At 64.4% G+C, this 16703-nt stretch carries 12 protein-coding genes; 6 read left to right on the top strand and 6 right to left on the bottom strand.

Translation table 11 applies throughout. The features are described from left to right. Window positions 1–19: 19 nt before the first annotated feature. Entirely contained in the window at window positions 20–766 is a 747-nt protein-coding gene (locus tag JJB74_RS07960; RefSeq protein ID WP_200591275.1) for a pseudouridine synthase, read from the top strand. A gap of 43 nt (window positions 767–809) precedes the next feature. On the opposite strand, the gene JJB74_RS07955 is transcribed toward JJB74_RS07960, so the two are convergent. Continuing rightward, the gene (locus tag JJB74_RS07955) at window positions 810–2078 is read right to left on the bottom strand and encodes an SEL1-like repeat protein (protein ID WP_200591274.1); all 1269 of its coding nucleotides are present in this window, start codon (window positions 2076–2078) and stop codon (window positions 810–812) included. Window positions 2079–2275: 197 nt separating this feature from the next. Here JJB74_RS07955 and JJB74_RS07950 point away from each other — a divergent pair, with 197 nt between their 5' ends. Next, window positions 2276–3943 carry an ATP-binding response regulator gene (locus tag JJB74_RS07950; protein WP_407672295.1) on the top strand — a complete coding sequence of 556 codons (1668 nt, stop codon included), beginning with the start codon at window positions 2276–2278 and terminating at the stop codon, window positions 3941–3943. Between the two features lie 80 nt (window positions 3944–4023). Here JJB74_RS07950 and def read toward each other — a convergent pair whose 3' ends face one another. The 4 genes from def to JJB74_RS07930 are packed head-to-tail and all read right to left on the bottom strand — an operon-like array spanning window position 4024 to window position 8688. Beyond that, window positions 4024–4560, bottom strand: a complete 537-nt coding sequence (gene def / locus JJB74_RS07945) for a peptide deformylase (RefSeq protein WP_200591273.1) — start codon at window positions 4558–4560, stop codon at window positions 4024–4026. Beyond that, a complete protein-coding gene (gene galU, locus JJB74_RS07940; RefSeq protein ID WP_200591272.1) occupies window positions 4557–5432 on the bottom strand; it encodes a UTP--glucose-1-phosphate uridylyltransferase GalU in 876 nt (291 codons plus the stop codon). The genes def and galU overlap by 4 nt, the downstream gene beginning before the upstream one ends. Continuing rightward, entirely contained in the window at window positions 5429–7504 is a 2076-nt protein-coding gene (gene ligA, locus JJB74_RS07935; RefSeq protein WP_200591271.1) for an NAD-dependent DNA ligase LigA, read from the bottom strand. The genes galU and ligA overlap by 4 nt, the downstream gene beginning before the upstream one ends. A 29-nt stretch (window positions 7505–7533) precedes the next feature. After that, window positions 7534–8688 (bottom strand): cell division protein ZipA C-terminal FtsZ-binding domain-containing protein, encoded by a 1155-nt coding sequence (locus tag JJB74_RS07930; RefSeq protein ID WP_200591270.1) that lies wholly within the window; start codon window positions 8686–8688, stop codon window positions 7534–7536. Between the two features lie 438 nt (window positions 8689–9126). Between JJB74_RS07930 and JJB74_RS07925 the strand changes: the two genes are divergently transcribed. Then, a complete protein-coding gene (locus JJB74_RS07925; protein ID WP_200591269.1) occupies window positions 9127–9345 on the top strand; it encodes a hypothetical protein in 219 nt (72 codons plus the stop codon). A 26-nt stretch (window positions 9346–9371) separates the two neighbouring features. Here the strand turns inward: JJB74_RS07925 and smc are convergent, their stop codons facing one another. Beyond that, window positions 9372–12905: a chromosome segregation protein SMC gene (smc, locus tag JJB74_RS07920; protein WP_200591268.1), complete on the bottom strand. Its 3534-nt coding sequence runs from the start codon at window positions 12903–12905 to the stop codon at window positions 9372–9374. A gap of 191 nt (window positions 12906–13096) precedes the next feature. Here smc and dapC point away from each other — a divergent pair, with 191 nt between their 5' ends. From dapC to JJB74_RS07905, 3 genes are all read left to right on the top strand, one after another. Further along, complete coding sequence (dapC, locus tag JJB74_RS07915; RefSeq protein ID WP_200591267.1) at window positions 13097–14299, top strand: succinyldiaminopimelate transaminase; 1203 nt, start codon at window positions 13097–13099, stop codon at window positions 14297–14299. A 102-nt stretch (window positions 14300–14401) separates the two neighbouring features. After that, a complete protein-coding gene (dapD, locus tag JJB74_RS07910) occupies window positions 14402–15226 on the top strand; it encodes a 2,3,4,5-tetrahydropyridine-2,6-dicarboxylate N-succinyltransferase (RefSeq protein ID WP_200591266.1) in 825 nt (274 codons plus the stop codon). 97 nt (window positions 15227–15323) lie between these two features. Then, window positions 15324–16457 carry a PilT/PilU family type 4a pilus ATPase gene (locus JJB74_RS07905; protein ID WP_200591265.1) on the top strand — a complete coding sequence of 378 codons (1134 nt, stop codon included), beginning with the start codon at window positions 15324–15326 and terminating at the stop codon, window positions 16455–16457. The last annotated feature ends 246 nt before the right edge of the window (window positions 16458–16703 follow it).

Below are 16703 nucleotides of genomic sequence, written 5' to 3'. Positions count from 1 at the left end.
CAAACGATTTCCGATTGCCATGACTGAACCGCTGCGCCTGTCCAAACGCATGTCCGAACTGGGACTGTGCTCCCGCCGTGAAGCCGATGAATGGATCGCGCGCGGCTGGGTGCGGGTCGATGGCCAGGTAGTCTCCGAACTCGGCAGCAAGGTGCTGCCGCATCAGAAGGTCACCGTCGAACGCCAGGCCGCCGCGCAGCAGGCCAAGCGCGTCACGGTGCTGCTACACAAGCCCATGGGTTATGTCAGCGGCCAGGCCGAGGATGGCTACCGTCCGGCGGTGGTGCTGGTCACGCCCGAGAATCGCTGGGACGAGGACAAGGCGCCGCTGCAATTCCACGGCTCGCAATTGAAGAGCCTGGTGCCTGCCGGTCGCCTGGACATCGACTCCACCGGTCTTTTGGTGCTGACCCAGGATGGCCGCATCGCCAAGCAGCTCATCGGCGAGGACACCAGCATCGAAAAGGAATACCTGGTGCGTGTGCAATACCAGCGCGGTCCGCGCCTGCCCGATGCCGAGCTGAAGCGGCTGAACCATGGCCTGTCGCTGGATGGCAAGAAGCTGTTGCCGGCCAAGGTCAGCTGGCAGAACGAAGATCAATTGCGTTTCGTGCTGCGCGAAGGCAAGAAGCGGCAGATACGGCGCATGTGCGAGCTGGTCGGGCTGAAGGTGCTCGGCCTGAAGCGCGTGCGTATCGGCCGCGTGAAGCTTGGCAATCTGCCGCCGGGCAAGTGGCGCTACCTCGGATCGGAAGAAGGCTTCTGAGCACAGGCGTTGCCGTTGCTGTGAACGCGGCGACCAGCATGCGTCATTCCCCGGACTTGCTTGCGCTGGACGGGGAGCAAGCTTCGTCGCTCCGCATCAACTGCGCTTGCGGTCTTGCGCTGTAGTCATTCTCCAGAAGCGACAGGCAGAGCTGCAGCTCCAGCAGGCTTTTCAGGGTCTCTGTGGCGCTGCTGTTGCCCAGCTTGCTCATGCGCAGGATCAGGCTCTCTTCCAGCTGCAGCATGAGGTCCGGATCCATGCCTGTCCATTTGTTGAACTTCCACTGTTTCCGCAAGTTGGTCAGCATGAAAACGCGTCCATTGCGCTCTATCTGCTCGTAGATCGCGTCAATGACTGCTTTTGCGCTTATGCCACCTTTTGCGTAACCCCTACAGACAAATTTCAACAGCGAGGTGTTGCTGCGCAGAGCATTCTCGATTGTCTCCAAACCGGCAATGCCGATCAGGTTGCCCGACATGGTCAAAATCTGCAGTGCCACGTGCTGAACCAGCATTTCGGCAAGATATGTCGCGCCCTTTTCTCGAATGGCGTTATGGTCAAGAAGCAGTTCAAGGACCTGCGGTTGCGTCGGCGTTTCCTTCTGAAGATGTTTTCGCAGCAGCCCCAGGATGGCTTTGAGCATTGCGTCGTCAATTGCAGATCCACGCAGCTTGAGTGTGGATGATTTCGAGCGCGGCCAGTCTTCCGAACGCAACAGGCATACGGCTGACTTTTCGAGATCGCGGTCTACATCGCAGCCGTTGCGATACTTTTCGCTCAGCAGCTTGTTCGCCTCGCGATTACCTCCCACCGCCGACTTGATGAGCGAATCGATTGCCTTCTCATGATCCCTTTTGACGGACTCGCCGCTTTCGTATTGCAAGTACAAGTGATACTGCGCACGGGCATCGCCTTGCTGCGCGGCCTTGTGAAACCACAAGAGCGCCGTTTCAGGGTTCTTCTGCACGCGCTCGCCCTGCAGGTAGTACATCCCCAGTTCAAATTGCGCTCCCGCATCGCCGCGTTCTGCCCGCCCCATGCACCAATCCAAGCCCCGAGTCGCTCCGGTGTTTACGGCGATGCTCGCCACGCCATTCCCGGCTGGAGCCGCATCCAACAACAGCGGCGCTGTTATCGACACCACCGCGCTTCCCGCTCCAGGCTGCGGCTGCGTAGACAGCAGCGTTGCGCCCTGCTCCTGAGGCTGCAGGCCGGGTACGCGAGCGCCGCCAACTTGCTCTTCATGCGAAACCAGTTGCTCCGGATATATGTCTATCGACTGCACTAAAGCTCCGGTGATGGATGGATCCATGGATTTTCCCCTCGTTGAAAGCGCGATCAGTGACGTCAACCTCGTCGCAGGTTCCTTCGACACCTCGAAGCAAGCCTTGCCTGCGCACAGGCGTTGCAGAGCCCGTTATCGAATGCGATCAACTTCCGCCAGGCACAGAGACGGCAATATATCCGCACCTGAAACGCACTCACGCCCGGTAATGCGCGCTACCTACGCTGCTTCTTCGTGTATCGCAGCATCGGCGTGTCCGGCGCAGAGCCCACGCGCCAGCGACAACAGCAAAGGAGACATGTATCGATATCCTGCTCATAGATGACAATGCCGACGACCGCGCACTCGCGCGCCGCGCACTGATGCAAGCGCTGCCGGGAGCGCGTATTGCCGAGGTCGCCACGCTGCGCGACTTCGAAGCGCGGCTCTCCGAAGAATATGATTGCGTGATTACCGACTACCGCCTCGGCTGGAGCGATGGGCTTACGCTGCTGCGGCGCCTGCAGGATGCGCATCCCGACCAGCCCGTGATCATGTTCACTGATAGCGGCAGCGAGGAAGTCTGCGCCGAAGCCATGAAGGCCGGCCTGGCTGATTACCGGGTCAAGCGGCGCGCCGAGTTTGCGCGCCTGCCGCTGGCCGTGCGCGACGCGGTTTCACTGGCCGCGGCACGGTCTCAATCGCTGCAAAGCGCGCGGCACGTTGCTGAACTGCTCGAACGCGAACGCCATGCGCGCAACGAAGCGGTGCGCGCCAGTCATCTGAAGGATGAATTCCTGGCGACGGTATCGCATGAATTGCGCACGCCCTTATCGGCCATCCTCGGCTGGGCGCACCTGTTGCAGATGGGCCGCCTCACGCGCCAGCAGGAGAAGGAAGCCTTCGCCGTCATCGAGCGCAGCGCCCGCGCGCAGGCCAAGCTGATCGATGACATCCTCGATGTGTCGCGCATCGTCTCAGGCACCTTGCGCGTCGACCTGGGGCCGATCGACCTGCTCTCGTCGCTGCGCTCGGCGCTGGACGCGGCGCGGCCGCTGGCGGCGGCCAAGACCATCTCGCTGACCTCGGTGCTCGATCCCGCGCCGCCGCCAGTGCGCGGCGATGCGCCGCGGCTGGAACAGGTGGTGCTGAACCTGCTGACGAATGCAATCAAGTTCACGCCGCAAGGCGGCTTGGTACAGCTCGGCCTGGACCGGCACGGCTCATCGGTGCGCATCAGCGTGCAGGACAATGGCGAGGGCATCGCCGCCGGGATGCTGCCGCATGTGTTCGACCGTTTCTGGCAAGGCGAATCCGGCCCGACGCGGCGCCACGGCGGGCTCGGCATCGGGCTGTCGGTAGTCAAGAGCCTGGTCGAAATCCATGGCGGCACGGTGGCGGCGACGAGCGCCGGGCCCGGCCAGGGTGCCAGCTTCACCGTGCTGCTACCGGTGGCGGTGATGCGCGAGCAGGATGTGGCCGGCTTCGAGCGCCGCGCCGAGGCGCAGGCCCGTCACCATGAACTGCGCGGCATCCGCGTGCTTGCCGTGGATGATGATCCCGATACTGCCGCGATCATGTCTCGCGTGCTCAGCGCGTATGGCGCGCAGGTGGACACCGCCCGCAATGCCGACGAAGCGCTGGCATTGCTGACTGCTGCCGACCGCTTCGATGTGCTGTTGTCCGACATCGGCATGCCGGGCCAGGATGGTTATGGCTTGATCGCGCGGGTGCGCGAATTGCCCCGTCCGCAGGGCGATATTCCTGCGGCTTCGGTTACCGCCTTTGCCCGCGGCCGCGACCGCGAACGGGCGCTGATGGCCGGCTTCGATGCGCATTTGACCAAGCCAGTCGAGCCAGGTGAATTGATTGCGGTGGTGCTGGCGCTGTTGAAGCGTAGAGATCGCGCCTGAGGTGACGGGCCATAGGCGCGGACATCATCGCGGGACACCGCTTCGGCCTGACGGTACTTCGCCTCGCGACTCGCGATGCCTTAATCGTCGTCCGACGCATCCAACCCCGGAAACAGCACCTCGGTGAAACCGAAGCGCGTGAAGTCGCGTATGCGCATCGGATACAGGATGCCGGCCAGGTGGTCGCATTCATGCTGCACCACGCGCGCATGGAAGCCGTCGACATCCCGCTCGATGCGCTGGCCGTACTGGTCGAAGCCTTCATAGCGCAGCCGGTGGTAGCGCGGCACCATGCCGCGCAGGCCCGGCACCGACAGGCAGCCTTCCCAGTCTTCCTCGGTTTCCTGCGACATGGGCGTGAGTACCGGATTGATCAGCACCGTCTCCGGCACCGGCGCGGCCTCCGGATAGCGCGGGTTCTGGCGAAAGCCGAAGATCACCAGTTGCAGGTTCACGCCGATCTGCGGCGCGGCCAGGCCAGCGCCATTGGCCGCGTGCATGGTGTCGAACATGTCGGCGATCAATGCATGCAGCTCGGGCGTATCGAACACGGTGACCGGCTCGGCCGCGCGCAGCAGGCGCGCGTCGCCCATCTTCAGGATGTCGCGAACGCTCACTTCCTCGCCTCCAGGTAGGCGGCAAGACCTGCGCCAGTCTCGGGATGTTTCAGGCCCATCTCCAGCGTCGCCTTCAGGTAGCCGAGCTTGGAGCCGCAGTCGTAGCGGGTGCCGGCATAGCGGTAGGCCAGCACGGCTTCGCGCTGCATCAGCGCGGCGATGCCGTCGGTGAGCTGGATTTCGCCGCCGGCGCCCTTGCCTATCTTCTCCAGGCATTCAAAGATGCGGTTGGTCAGCACATAACGGCCGACCACGGCCAGCGTCGAAGGCGCCTGTTCCGGCGCGGGCTTTTCCACGATGGCATTCACCCGCTCGATGCCCGGCTGGTACTCGGTGGCGCTGACGATGCCGTAGGACCCGGTTTCCGACTTTGGCACATCCTGCACCGCGAGGATGGACAAGCCTTCGCGCTCGAACACATCGACCATCTGCGCCATCACCGGCTTCTCGCCTGCGGGCGCATCCATGAAGTCGTCGGCCAGCAGCACCGCGAACGGATCGTTGCCAACCACCGGCTTGGCGCACAGCACCGCGTGGCCCAGGCCGAGCGGCTCGGACTGGCGGATGAAGATGCAGTTCACATGCGACGGAATCACCTTGCGCGTGATTTCCAGCAGCTTCGTCTTGCCCGCGGCTTCGAGTTCGGCTTCGAGTTCGTAGGCCTTGTCGAAGTGGTCCTCGATGGCGCGCTTGTTGCGGCCAGTGATGAACACCATCTCGGTAATGCCAGCAGCCACCGCTTCTTCCACCGCGTACTGAATCAGCGGCTTGTCGACGATGGGCAGCATTTCCTTGGGCGCGGCCTTGGTCGCCGGCAGGAAGCGGCTGCCGAGCCCGGCGACGGGGAAAACTGCCTTGGTGATCTTTCTCATGACTGCTCCTGGTTGTCCGGGTTGGCGTCGCTCAGCATGCGCAGCAGTTCGGCCTCGTCGATCACGGCCACGCCCAGTGTTTCGGCCTTGGCCAGTTTGCTGCCGGCATCACTGCCTGCAACGACGTAATTCGTCTTCTTCGACACCGAGGCGCTGACCTTGCCGCCGACGGCGAGGATGCGCTCGGAAGCGTCTTCGCGCGTGAGCGTGGGCAGCGTGCCGGTCAGCACGAAGACCTTGCCCGCGAACGCGCCCGGCTCGGCCCGCGCCGCGCCCGCGGTTTCTTCCCAGTGCACGCCGTTGGCGCGCAGTTGGGCCACCAGCTCGCGGTTCATGGCGTCGGCGAAGAATTGCAGCACCGAGCGCGCCACCACCGGGCCGATGTCGGCCACTTCCAGCAAGCGGGCTTCGTCGGCCGCCATCAGCGCATCCATGCTGCCGAAGTGGCTGGCCAGCTCGCGCGCCGTGGATTCGCCGACATGGCGGATGCCGAGTGCGTAGATGAAGCGCGCCAGCGTGGTGGATCGGGACTTGTCTATCGCTTTGACCACGTTGTTTGCGGATTTCTCCGCCATGCGCTCAAGTTCCACCAATGCGGTGACGCCGAGACGGTAGAGATCGGCGGCGGTATGCACGATGCCGCGGTCCACCAGTTGCTCCACCAGTTGATCGCCGAGACCTTCAATGTCCATGGCGCGGCGCGACACGAAATGCAGCAGGCCGCCCTTCCTCTGTGCCGGGCACTTGACCCAGCCGCCGGAACAGCGCGCCACCGCTTCCTCTTCGGGCCGCACGATGGGCGAGCCGCACACCGGGCACAGCGTCGGCATGACGAAGGGCCGCGCATTTGGTCCGCGCCGCTCGGGCACATGGGCCACGACTTCGGGAATCACGTCGCCTGCACGGCGCACGATGACGGTGTCGCCGATCTGGATATCCTTGCGCCGCACTTCGTCTTCGTTGTGCAGCGTGGCATTCGTGACCGTGACGCCACCGACCGACACCGGCGCCAGCCGCGCTACCGGCGTGATTGCGCCGGTGCGGCCGACCTGCACGCCGATGTCCAATACCTCCGTCAGGGCTTCCTCAGCCGGAAACTTGTGCGCCAGCGCAAAGCGCGGCGCGCGCGACACGAAACCCAGCCGCGCCTGCTGGTCGATGCGATTGACCTTGTAGACCACGCCATCGATTTCATACGGCAATTGCGCGCGCTTTTCGCCGATACCGCGAAAGAAGCCCAGCAAGCCATCCGCGCCGCGCACCACGGCGCGCTCGGCCGCAACCGGCACACCGATGTCGCGGTACCAATCCAGGAGCGCTGAATGCGATTCGGGCAGCGGCGCGCCGTCGAGCTGGCCGATGCCGTAGGCGAAGAAGCGCAGCGAACGGCCGGCGGTGATGCGCGGATCGAGCTGACGCAGGCTGCCGGCGGCGGCATTGCGCGGGTTGGCGAATTCCTTCTGGCCGAGCTCGCGCTGGCGCGCGTTGAGCTTGTTGAAATCGGCCTTGAACATCAACACTTCGCCGCGGATGTCGAGGATGCGCGGCGCCTTGTCGCAACGCAGCCGCAGCGGAATCGCGCGCACGGTGCGGATGTTGGCGGTGACGTTCTCGCCGGTGGCGCCGTCGCCGCGGGTGGCGGCACAGGTCAAAACACCATCTTCATAGCGCAGGTTGATCGCCAGGCCGTCGAATTTCAGCTCGCAGTTGTATTCGACCGGCTCCGCGTCCTCATCGATGCCCAGGCCGTCGCGCACTCGCCGATCAAAGTTGGCGATGTCTTCATCGGCAAAGCCGTTGTTGATGGACAGCATCGGCACCGCATGCCGCACCGGCTCGAAGCCGGCCGCCGCGGCGCCGCCTACGCGCTGGGTCGGCGAATCCGGCGTGATCAGTTCCGGGTTCGCGGCTTCCAGCGCCTGCAGTTCGCGGAACAGCCGGTCATATTCCGCATCGGGCACCGTCGGATTGTCGAGCACGTAATAGGCGTAGTTGTGCCGGGCGAGTTCGGCGCGCAGGGCGCGGATGCGCGCCGCTTCGTCGGAAGGACGTTCAGTGTCTTGGGGAGGCATGCGTCGGAAGAATTGGGCCTGAGAGCCGATCAGGCAAACAGGCGTTGCGCCCGCGTCGAACCTGCCGGGATTTCCGAACTTTCCATGTCGGCGTAAAACGCCTGCACCTGGGTCGCAATCTCGGCCAGGGTGGCTTCGGACAGGGGTTGATTGGAATCATCGACCACAGTGCCGTCCAGCCGCGCCGCAAGCGATTTGGCGCAGGCGATCATCGCGCCGTAACCATCGCGCGCCGCCGCCACCAGCGCCACGTCCAACAGCAGCGTCAGGCGCGAGGTGGTGGTTTCCGACGCCTGGTTGACATTGGTGCTGATCGAAAACAGCACGCCACCGTCGCCATCGGGCATGACCAACCGGCCATCCGGGCGCAGATCGAAACCCTGGCGTTCCAGTGCGGCCAGCAGGGTGCCAATCTGCCACGGCGCGCGGTTCGACTGCACGCTGACCGACAGCTGCGCACCGTATTCATTGACGAATTGATGCAGGCCACGCGCAATTGCCACCACGCGCCCCATGTCCGGCACATCACATTCGGCATTGAGTTCATCGGCGACCTGGCGCAGCCGCGCGACGAATTCCGAGTATTCGATTTCATTGAGCGCGGTAACGCGGTTGGCCAGTTGCACGCCGGCCTGCAGCATCGAGTACAGCCGGCCATGCGCTACCGATTCCCAGCGGCCATCGTCGGCCAGGCCGATGAAATGCACCGGCTTGTTGCCGACGTGGCGCAGGCGCTGAATCACCGGCAGGACGCGGTCGCCGCGCATTGGCGTCTCGAGCTGCAGCGGGATGGCGCAATCGATGAGCTGGTCGACAGGCAGATCCGGGTAATGGTGATGCGATGGATGGCTATCCTCGGCGCGCGCTGGTGTGGCCGGCGCGGCCGGTGCAGTCTGCACGTGTTCCATATGCGGCGTATCCGTGAACGCTGCGCCAGCCGCGGGAGCCAAGTCCGCGTCATCCGTGGCCGTGGCCGATGCGCGGGCACCAAGCGCCTCGCCGAAGCCTGGCTCGATGCGCGCGCCGCTCGGCCGTTCCGGCTGCATCAGCACATCGTGCTGGTCGTCCGAAAATGCGCGTTCGACCGTCTTGCGCGTCTTGTATTCCTGCCACTTGTTATAGGAAAACACCCCGACGACGATTGCGCCGCCGATGGCGATCAGGCTGGCTTGTAAATCAGTCATGCATGCGCCCCGAAGGAGATGGCAGCGGCCAGCGCCGCTTGCGCCGGGCAGTAGCGGTGTGCGTCCCTGATGGGGGATACGGTTCGGGTCATCGTAGATTCCAGATAGTTGACGGGCTGCGTGATGTTATTGGACCTGCTTTCCTGGCCAGAGGCGCCGCGCCGGGCGGCGTATCGTCAACCGCGGTAGCGTAAGTGCTCGCATGTAAAGTTGTCAAGCCGAGACACCCGCCCCCACCGTTCGTCGCCAGTCTGGCTAAAGCGCTTGACAAGCCTTCGCACCGAGCGTGCGCAAGGTTGACGAACATCAACACTATTTGCCATTTTGACCATAAAATGTTTTTTGCAGCGTCGGCATGCCGGCGCTGCAAAAAACAGTCATACGTAGAAGTCCATACGAGCGACCGGGAAATTTTCCCGCACGGTAAGGGAGTTGATCATGTCTGATGCCAAAACCTTCAAGCTGCACGACTTGACGATGCTCACGATTCATCCCGTGGTCAGCATGGTGCGCAAATGGTGGTGGAGCCGCGCCGAGGCGCACTACCTGATCTGCGCCGATGTCGAGCAGTCCCGCGCCCGCGAAGCGCAACAGAATGCCGCCTACTATCAGAAGCAGGCGGCGCTGGCCAGGTCGCAGCGCATCGGCAACGCATAAACCAGGCCGATCGGGCTCAATCGGGCTCAGGCGGCGCGGGCTTCATCCGCGAAACTGGCGGCCGATTTCAGGTCGACCGCCACGATGCGCGATACGCCCTGCTCCTGCATCGTCACGCCGATCAACTGCTCGGCCATCTCCATGGCAATGCGGTTGTGCGAGATGAACAGGAACTGGGTCTGCGCCGACATGCGCTTGACCATGTTGCAGAAGCGCTCGGTGTTCGCATCGTCCAGCGGCGCGTCGACTTCGTCGAGCAGGCAGAACGGCGCCGGATTGAGCTGGAACATCGCGAATACCAGGGCAGTCGCGGTCAGCGCCTTTTCGCCGCCTGAGAGCAGGTGGATGGTCGCGTTCTTCTTGCCCGGCGGCTGCGCCATCACCTGCACGCCCGCATCCAGGATCTCGTCGCCGGTCATGTTCAGGCGCGCATTGCCGCCGCCGAACAGTGCCGGGAACAGCAGGCCGAAGTGATGGTTGACCTTGTCGAAAGTGTCCTGCAGCAGTTCGCGGGTTTCGCGGTCGATCTTGTGGATCGCATCTTCCAGCGTGGCAATCGCCTCGGACAAATCCGCCACCTGCGCATCAAGGAAGGTCTTGCGCTCGGTGGCCTGCTCCAGCTCTTCCAGCGCCGCGAGGTTGACCGGGCCGAGGGCGGTGATCGCATTCGTCAATCGCGTTACCTCGCCCTGCAGCCAGGACGGCTTCGGTTCGTTGACCAGCTTTTCCGACAAGGCCGCCTCGTCGGCTTCAGCTTCGAGCAGCTGCTGCGCAAACTGCTCCTGCGCCAGCCGCGCCGCCTGTTCCTTCAATTGCAGTTCCGTGATGCGCTCGCGCTGCGGCTGCAGGCCGCGCTCGATGCGCATGCGCGCTTCCTCGAGATGGCGCAGCTTCTGCGTCAGCGCGTCGAGTTCATGGCGCGCGTCGGCAAGCAGATGTTCCTGCTCGCTGCGCCTGTCCAGCAGCGCCTGCATGCCTTCTCGCGCGGCATCGTCGTCCAGCCCTGACAGCTCGCTTTCGCCCTGGCGCATCGCTTCGGCAAGCTGCGTCAGCTGCTCGGACGCGGTGGCGATGCCGCGCCGCAATTCTTCGATACGACTGCGCTCGGCACGCTCGGCGAAGCCGGCCGCCTGTGCCGCGCGCTCGAGTTCGCGCAGCCGCTGGCGGGCATCATTCAAGCGGCCTTCAGCGGTTTCCAGGCCGGTGCGGCTGTCTTCGTCGCGCTCCTGCAGCTCGGCCAGTTCCAGATCCAGTTCTTCCAGCCGCGCTTCGGACTCGGCCTTGATCGCGCTCTGCTCGGCTTCCTGCTCGGCGATTTCCGCCAGGTCGTCGGCGATGCGTTCGCTGCGCTGCCGGAAGCGCTCCTGCAGCTCGGCAGCCTTCATGGTTTCGATCTGCAGCGCATGCGCCTTTTGCGTCAGCGTCTGCACCTTTTGCCGCCATTCCTGCAGCGCGCGCGCGCCCTCGCCGCGCGCCGCATCCGCGGCCACCGCCGCGGCGCGCGCTTCTTCGGCCAGCATCGCCTGCGCTTTCAGCTGCCGGACGATGCTGTCGATCTCGTGCTGACGCGCAAGCATGCCATCCTGTTCGGAATCGGCGGCATGGAAGGACACGCTGTGCGCGCTGACGATGTGGCCGGCGCGGGTCAGGAAGACTCCCCCAACCGGCAAGGCCGCGCGCTGCGCCAATGCGGCATCGACATCCTCGGCGAGATAGGCATGGGCCAGCCAGTCGGTCATCAGCGCGCGCAGACCGGCGTCGCCGCCGTGCAGCAGCGAAATTGCAGGCGTCAACCCGGCTGGTGCCGCTGGCGCGAGCGCCGTTCCTGCTGCAGCCGAAGGGCTGTAGAGCGCCATCTTGCCCGGTGGCGCATCGGCCAGAAAGCCGCGCGCCAATTCGATGTTCGACACTTCGAGCGCGCTTGCGCGTTCGCGCAGCAGCGCTTCGAACGCGGTTTCCCAGCCGTCTTCGATATCAAGCCGTTGCCACAGCCGCGGCAAGCCATCCAGCCCATGCTTCTTCAACCAGGGCGCGACCTTGCCTTGCGCCTGCACCCGCTCCTGCAATTGCTTCAGTGCGCCCAGGCGCGCTTCCAGCCGCGCCGCTTCGGCCGCCTCGGACTGCACCTTCGCCTGCTTCTCGCGCTGCGCCGCTTCCAGCTGCGGCTGGCGTTCCTGCGCTTCGTCGGCACGCTGGCGCGCCTCGTCCAGCTCGGCATTGATTTCCTCGAGCTGCAAGCGCGCCTCTTCCAGCTCCTGCGCATCCGGCGCCTGCAGGCCGCTCTTTTCCTGACTCAGCCGCTCGCGCCGCGCGGCCAGATTCGAAAGCTGGTTCGATGCATTGCGCTGGTGCGCCGCTTCGAGTTCGATGCCCTGACGCGCGGCCATGATGCGGCTCTTCGATTCGGCGCTCTGCGTCTGCGCGTCGCGCCAGGCGCTCTCGAGCCCTGGCAGCAATTCCTGCTGGCGCTGCGCCGCTTCCTCGGCCTCCCCCACCTTGGCGGCCATCTCTTCCAGGCCGATTTCCGCTTCGGCCAGGTCTTCCTGCGCCCGGTCGTGCTGGCCCTGCCAGTTTTCGCGCTGCGCGCGCAGGGTGATCAGCTGCGTCTGCAGCCGGTTGCGGGTTTCGGCGACGAAGCGGATCTGCGCTTCCAGCCCGCCGATCTCGGAATTGGTCTGATACAGGTGACCCTGCGCCCCATGCAATTTGTCGCCGGCGGCATAGTGCTGCTGGCGCATGCCTTCGAGCTGCTGCTCGAGTTCTTGCAGCTTGCCGGCCTGCTCTTCCATCTCGGCCTGGGCCAGTTCGATATCGCGGAACAGCTTCTGCTGCTCGGCGCGCGCTTCGTTGCGGCGCACCAGCCAGAGCAGCTTCTGCTTTTCGCCCTGCTCGGCATGCAGCGCATGGTATTGCCGTGCCACGGTGGCCTGTGCCTGCAGCTTTTCCAGATTGGCGTTCAGCTCGCGCAGGATATCGTCGATGCGCTGCAGATTTTCGCGCGTGTCGGACAGCCTGTTTTCGGTTTCGCGGCGCCGTTCCTTGTATTTCGATACGCCGGCCGCTTCCTCGAGAAAGATGCGCAGGTCTTCCGGCCGCGCTTCGATGATGCGGGAAATCATGCCCTGTCCGATGATCGCGTAGGCGCGCGGACCAAGGCCGGTGCCGAGGAAGATGTCCTGAATATCGCGCCGGCGCACCGGCTGGTTGTTGATGTAATAGCTCGAGGTGCCGTCGCGCGTGAGCGTGCGCTTGACGGCGAGTTCGGCGTACTGGCTCCACTGCCCGGCGGCCTTGCCATCACCGTTATCGAACACCAGCTCGACCGAGGCCCGGCCGGCGGGCTTGCGATTGGTGGTGCCGTTGAAGATCACGTCCTGCATCGATTCGCCGCGCAATTCCGAGGCTTTCGATTCGCCCAGCACCCAGCGCACCGCGTCGATGATGTTGGACTTGCCGCAGCCGTTCGGGCCAACCACGCCGACCAGGCTGCCGGGCACCTGGAAGTTGGCAGGATCGACGAAGGATTTGAAGCCGGAGAGTTTGATCGAAGTTAGACGCACGATGGAACCGTTACACGAACACGATGGAGAGCCCGCGCGGAAAAACGAAACATGCCGCGCGAAAAGGCGGCAATCATACCATCCTGACCGGCGCGCCCCGGCGCAGCATTGCCGTATAGATACATCCTCGACGGCGGGACCTGCAGGCAAGCTATAATGCCGCCTCCGTTTCGCATTCCACCGCCGCCACCGTGAATCCGCTCCTCGACAAACTCCAGCCCTATCCGTTCGCCAAGCTGAAGCAGCTGTTCGCGGGCGTGACGCCGAACCCGGCTTTTCCGCCAATCAGCCTCGGCATCGGCGAACCCAAGCATCCGACGCCGGCCCTGATCAAGGAAGCGCTGGCGCAGAACCTGGACGGGTTGGCCGTCTATCCCGCCACCAATGGCTCGGACGCGCTGCGCAGCGCGATCGCCAACTGGCTGATGCGCCGCTACGATCTGCCGGCCGTCGATCCCGCGCGGCAGGTGCTGCCGGTCAACGGTTCGCGCGAAGCGCTGTTTGCGCTGGCGCAGGCCGTGATCGACCCGAAAGCCGATGCGCTGGTGGTGTGCCCGAACCCGTTCTACCAGATCTACGAAGGCGCGGCGCTGCTGGCTGGCGCGACGCCCGTCTTTGCCAATTCCAATCCTGCGCGCAATTTCGCGCCGGATTTCAAGAGCATCCCGGCCGACGCCTGGCCGCGGGTGCAATTGCTGTACATCTGCTCGCCGGGCAATCCGACCGGCGCGGTGCTGTCCCTGGAAGACTGGAAGGAGCTGTTCGACCTGTCCGACCGCTATGGCTTCGTGATTGCCGCCGATGAATGCTATTCCGAGATCTATTTCGGTGACACGCCGCCGCTCGGCGGCCTGGAAGCCGCGCACCGGCTCGGCCGCGACGGGTTTCCACGCCTGATCGCGTTCTCCAGTCTGTCCAAGCGCTCCAACGTACCGGGCATGCGCTCCGGCTTCGTCGCCGGCGACGCGAAGATCATCGAGCGCTTCCTGCTGTACCGCACCTATCACGGCGGCGCGATGAGTCCGACGGTGCAGGCGGCGTCGATCGCGGCCTGGAACGATGAAACCCATGTCATCGAAAACCGCGCCCAGTACATCGCCAAGTTCAACGCGGTCACGCCGCTGCTGCAGGAAGTGCTGGATGTGGCCTTGCCGGATGCCGGCTTCTACCTGTGGGCGCGCGTGGACCGGCTGGCCGACATCGACGACACCGAATTCGCCAGGCGCCTGTATGCCGAAACCGGCGTCACCGTGCTACCCGGCAGTTACCTGGCGCGCCAAGCGCAGGGCATCAATCCCGGCGCGCGTCGCATCCGCATGGCCCTGGTCGCGCAAACCGAGGAGTGCCTGGAAGCGGCGCGCCGCATCGTCGAATTCACCAGAAACCTGAAATAAATCCCCGCAGGGTGGGCGCAGCCCACGCGGCCTGTCGTTGAACGGCCGGACGCGTGGGCTGCGGCCACCCTACGCAAATCTCAACTTGTTAACCGGAAGATCATGAGCCAACAACTGCAGCAAATCATCGACCAGGCCTGGGAAGACCGCGCCGCCATTTCCTCGAAGTCCGCTCCCGCCGAAGTGCGCGACGCGGTGACCCATGTGCTGGCCGAGCTCGACGCCGGCACCCTGCGCGTGGCCGAAAAGCAGAACGGCGCATGGAATGTGAACCAGTGGATCAAGAAGGCGGTGCTGCTGTCCTTCCGCCTGGAAGACAACGTGCCCATGGAATCCGGCAGCATGCAGTTCTACGACAAGGTGCCGACCAAGTTCGCGAACTACAGCGCCGACGACTTCGCCAAAGGCGGCTTTCGCGTCGTGCCGCCGGCCGTAGCCCGCCGCGGCAGCTTCATCGCCAGGAACGTGATCCTGATGCCGTCGTATGTGAACATCGGCGCCTATGTCGATGAAGGCACGATGGTCGACACCTGGGCCACCGTCGGTTCCTGCGCCCAGATCGGCAAGAATGTGCATCTGTCCGGCGGCGTCGGCATCGGCGGCGTGCTCGAGCCGATGCAGGCCAACCCGACCATCATCGAAGACAACTGCTTCATCGGCGCGCGCTCCGAGATCGTCGAAGGCGTGATCGTCGAAGAGAACTCGGTGATCTCGATGGGCGTGTACATCGGCCAGTCGACCAAGATCTACGACCGCGCCACCGGCGAAGTCAGCTATGGCCGCATCCCGGCCGGCTCGGTGGTGGTGTCCGGCAACCTGCCCTCGGCCGATGGCAAGTACAGCCTGTACTGCGCCGTGATCGTCAAGCGCGTCGACGCCAAGACCCGCGCAAAGACCGGCATCAACGAACTGCTGCGCGACGCCTGATCGCGCCTTGTAGGGTGGGCGCAGCCCACGCGGCTCGCGCGTGAGCGATGCTGCGCGCGGGCTGCGCCCACCCTGCGCTTCCCTTCGGAGACCTGCCATGCCCATGGACCGCCTGTTCCGCCTGATGAAGGACAAGGCCGCATCCGACCTGTTCCTGACCGTCGATTCGCCGATACACATCAAGATCGGCGGCGTGCTGGTGCCGGTGAACCAGCAGCGGCTCGATGCGCAGAACATCGAAGCCTTGCTGCGCGAAGTGGTGCCGCTGCAGCGCATCGATGAGCTGCGGCGCGAGCGCGAACTGAACATGGGCATCCCGGTTGCCGGCGTGGGCCGCATGCGGTTGTCCGCCTTCATCCAGCGCGGCACGATCTCGGCGGTGTTCCGTTATGTGCCGGACCAGATTCCCGCGATCGACGATCTGTATCTGCCGCCGGTGCTGTCTTCGCTGATCATGGAAAAGCGCGGGCTGCTGCTGGTGGTCGGCTCGACCGGCTCGGGCAAGTCGACCACGATCGCCGCCATGCTGGACCATCGCAATGCGATGAGCACCGGCCACATCCTGACGCTGGAAGACCCGATCGAATACCAGTTCACCGCGCGCCGCTCGGTGATCAACCAGCGCGAGATCGGCACCGATGCCGAAAGCCTCAACATCGCATTGAAGAACGCGCTGCGCCAGGCGCCGGACTGCATCCTGATCGGCGAGATCCGCGACCGCGACACCATGTCGGCTGCGCTGTCGTATGCGCAATCCGGTCACCTGGTGGTGGCGACGCTGCATGCGAACAATTCCTACCAGGCGCTGAACCGCATCATCAGCTTCTATCCGATTGAAAGCCGCCAGGCGCTGTACCCGGATCTGGCGGCGACGCTGCGGGCCATCGTGTCGCAGCGGCTGATACCGGCGACCCACGGCGGCCGCCGTCCTGCGGTGGAGGTCATGCTCAACACCCGCCACGTCGCCGAGCTGATCGAAGCCGCCGAGCTCACGCAGGTGCGTGAGGCGATTGAAAAGAGCCTGTCGGCCGGCTCGCAGACGTTCGAGATGGCGCTCATGCAGATGATTCGCGAAGGCGTGATCGGGGAAGAGGAAGCGCTTGCCCATGCCGATTCGGCCAGCAACCTGTACTGGCTGCTGCACAACGCCGAGAAGGAACAGGAAGAGCAGCAGCAGAAGCAGGAAAACCCGCAGGAGCCGACCTTCACCGAGTTCACGCTCAACCTGTGAGCGTAGCGGTGGCCGCCTGCCGGCCGACGCTGGCAAAGCATGCGCGGGGCCGTTATCACGGCTTGATCATCGGGACTCGCAGCGACTCGTAGGGTGGGCGCCAGTCCACGCGGCTCATCGCTCGCACCAAGGCGCTGCACACCCGGCGAGTCCATGCCTCTACGCACAAGCCACGCCGTCACAAAAAACTGCCCGGCCAGCATGCGCCGCAATCCGCATCACGATGGATTGCAGCGAACCGTTCGT

The organism is Noviherbaspirillum pedocola (genome assembly GCF_016632335.1).
GTDB classification, from domain to species: Bacteria; Pseudomonadota; Gammaproteobacteria; order Burkholderiales; family Burkholderiaceae_D; genus Noviherbaspirillum_A; species Noviherbaspirillum_A pedocola.
This window is presented reverse-complemented; position numbering and strand designations above follow the sequence as displayed.

Bases quoted from the DNA above. Each gene is read 5' to 3' on its own strand.
- JJB74_RS07925 (WP_200591269.1), top strand. From the start codon at position 9,127: ATGTCTGATGCCAAAACCTTCAAGCTGCACGACTTGACGATGCTCACG.
- galU (WP_200591272.1), bottom strand. From the start codon at position 5,432: ATGAGAAAGATCACCAAGGCAGTTTTCCCCGTCGCCGGGCTCGGCAGC.
- JJB74_RS07905 (WP_200591265.1), top strand. From the start codon at position 15,324: ATGCCCATGGACCGCCTGTTCCGCCTGATGAAGGACAAGGCCGCATCC.
- dapD (WP_200591266.1), top strand. From the start codon at position 14,402: ATGAGCCAACAACTGCAGCAAATCATCGACCAGGCCTGGGAAGACCGC.
- ligA (WP_200591271.1), bottom strand. From the start codon at position 7,504: ATGCCTCCCCAAGACACTGAACGTCCTTCCGACGAAGCGGCGCGCATC.
- JJB74_RS07955 (WP_200591274.1), bottom strand. From the start codon at position 2,078: ATGGATCCATCCATCACCGGAGCTTTAGTGCAGTCGATAGACATATAT.
- JJB74_RS07930 (WP_200591270.1), bottom strand. From the start codon at position 8,688: ATGACTGATTTACAAGCCAGCCTGATCGCCATCGGCGGCGCAATCGTC.
- JJB74_RS07960 (WP_200591275.1), top strand. From the start codon at position 20: ATGACTGAACCGCTGCGCCTGTCCAAACGCATGTCCGAACTGGGACTG.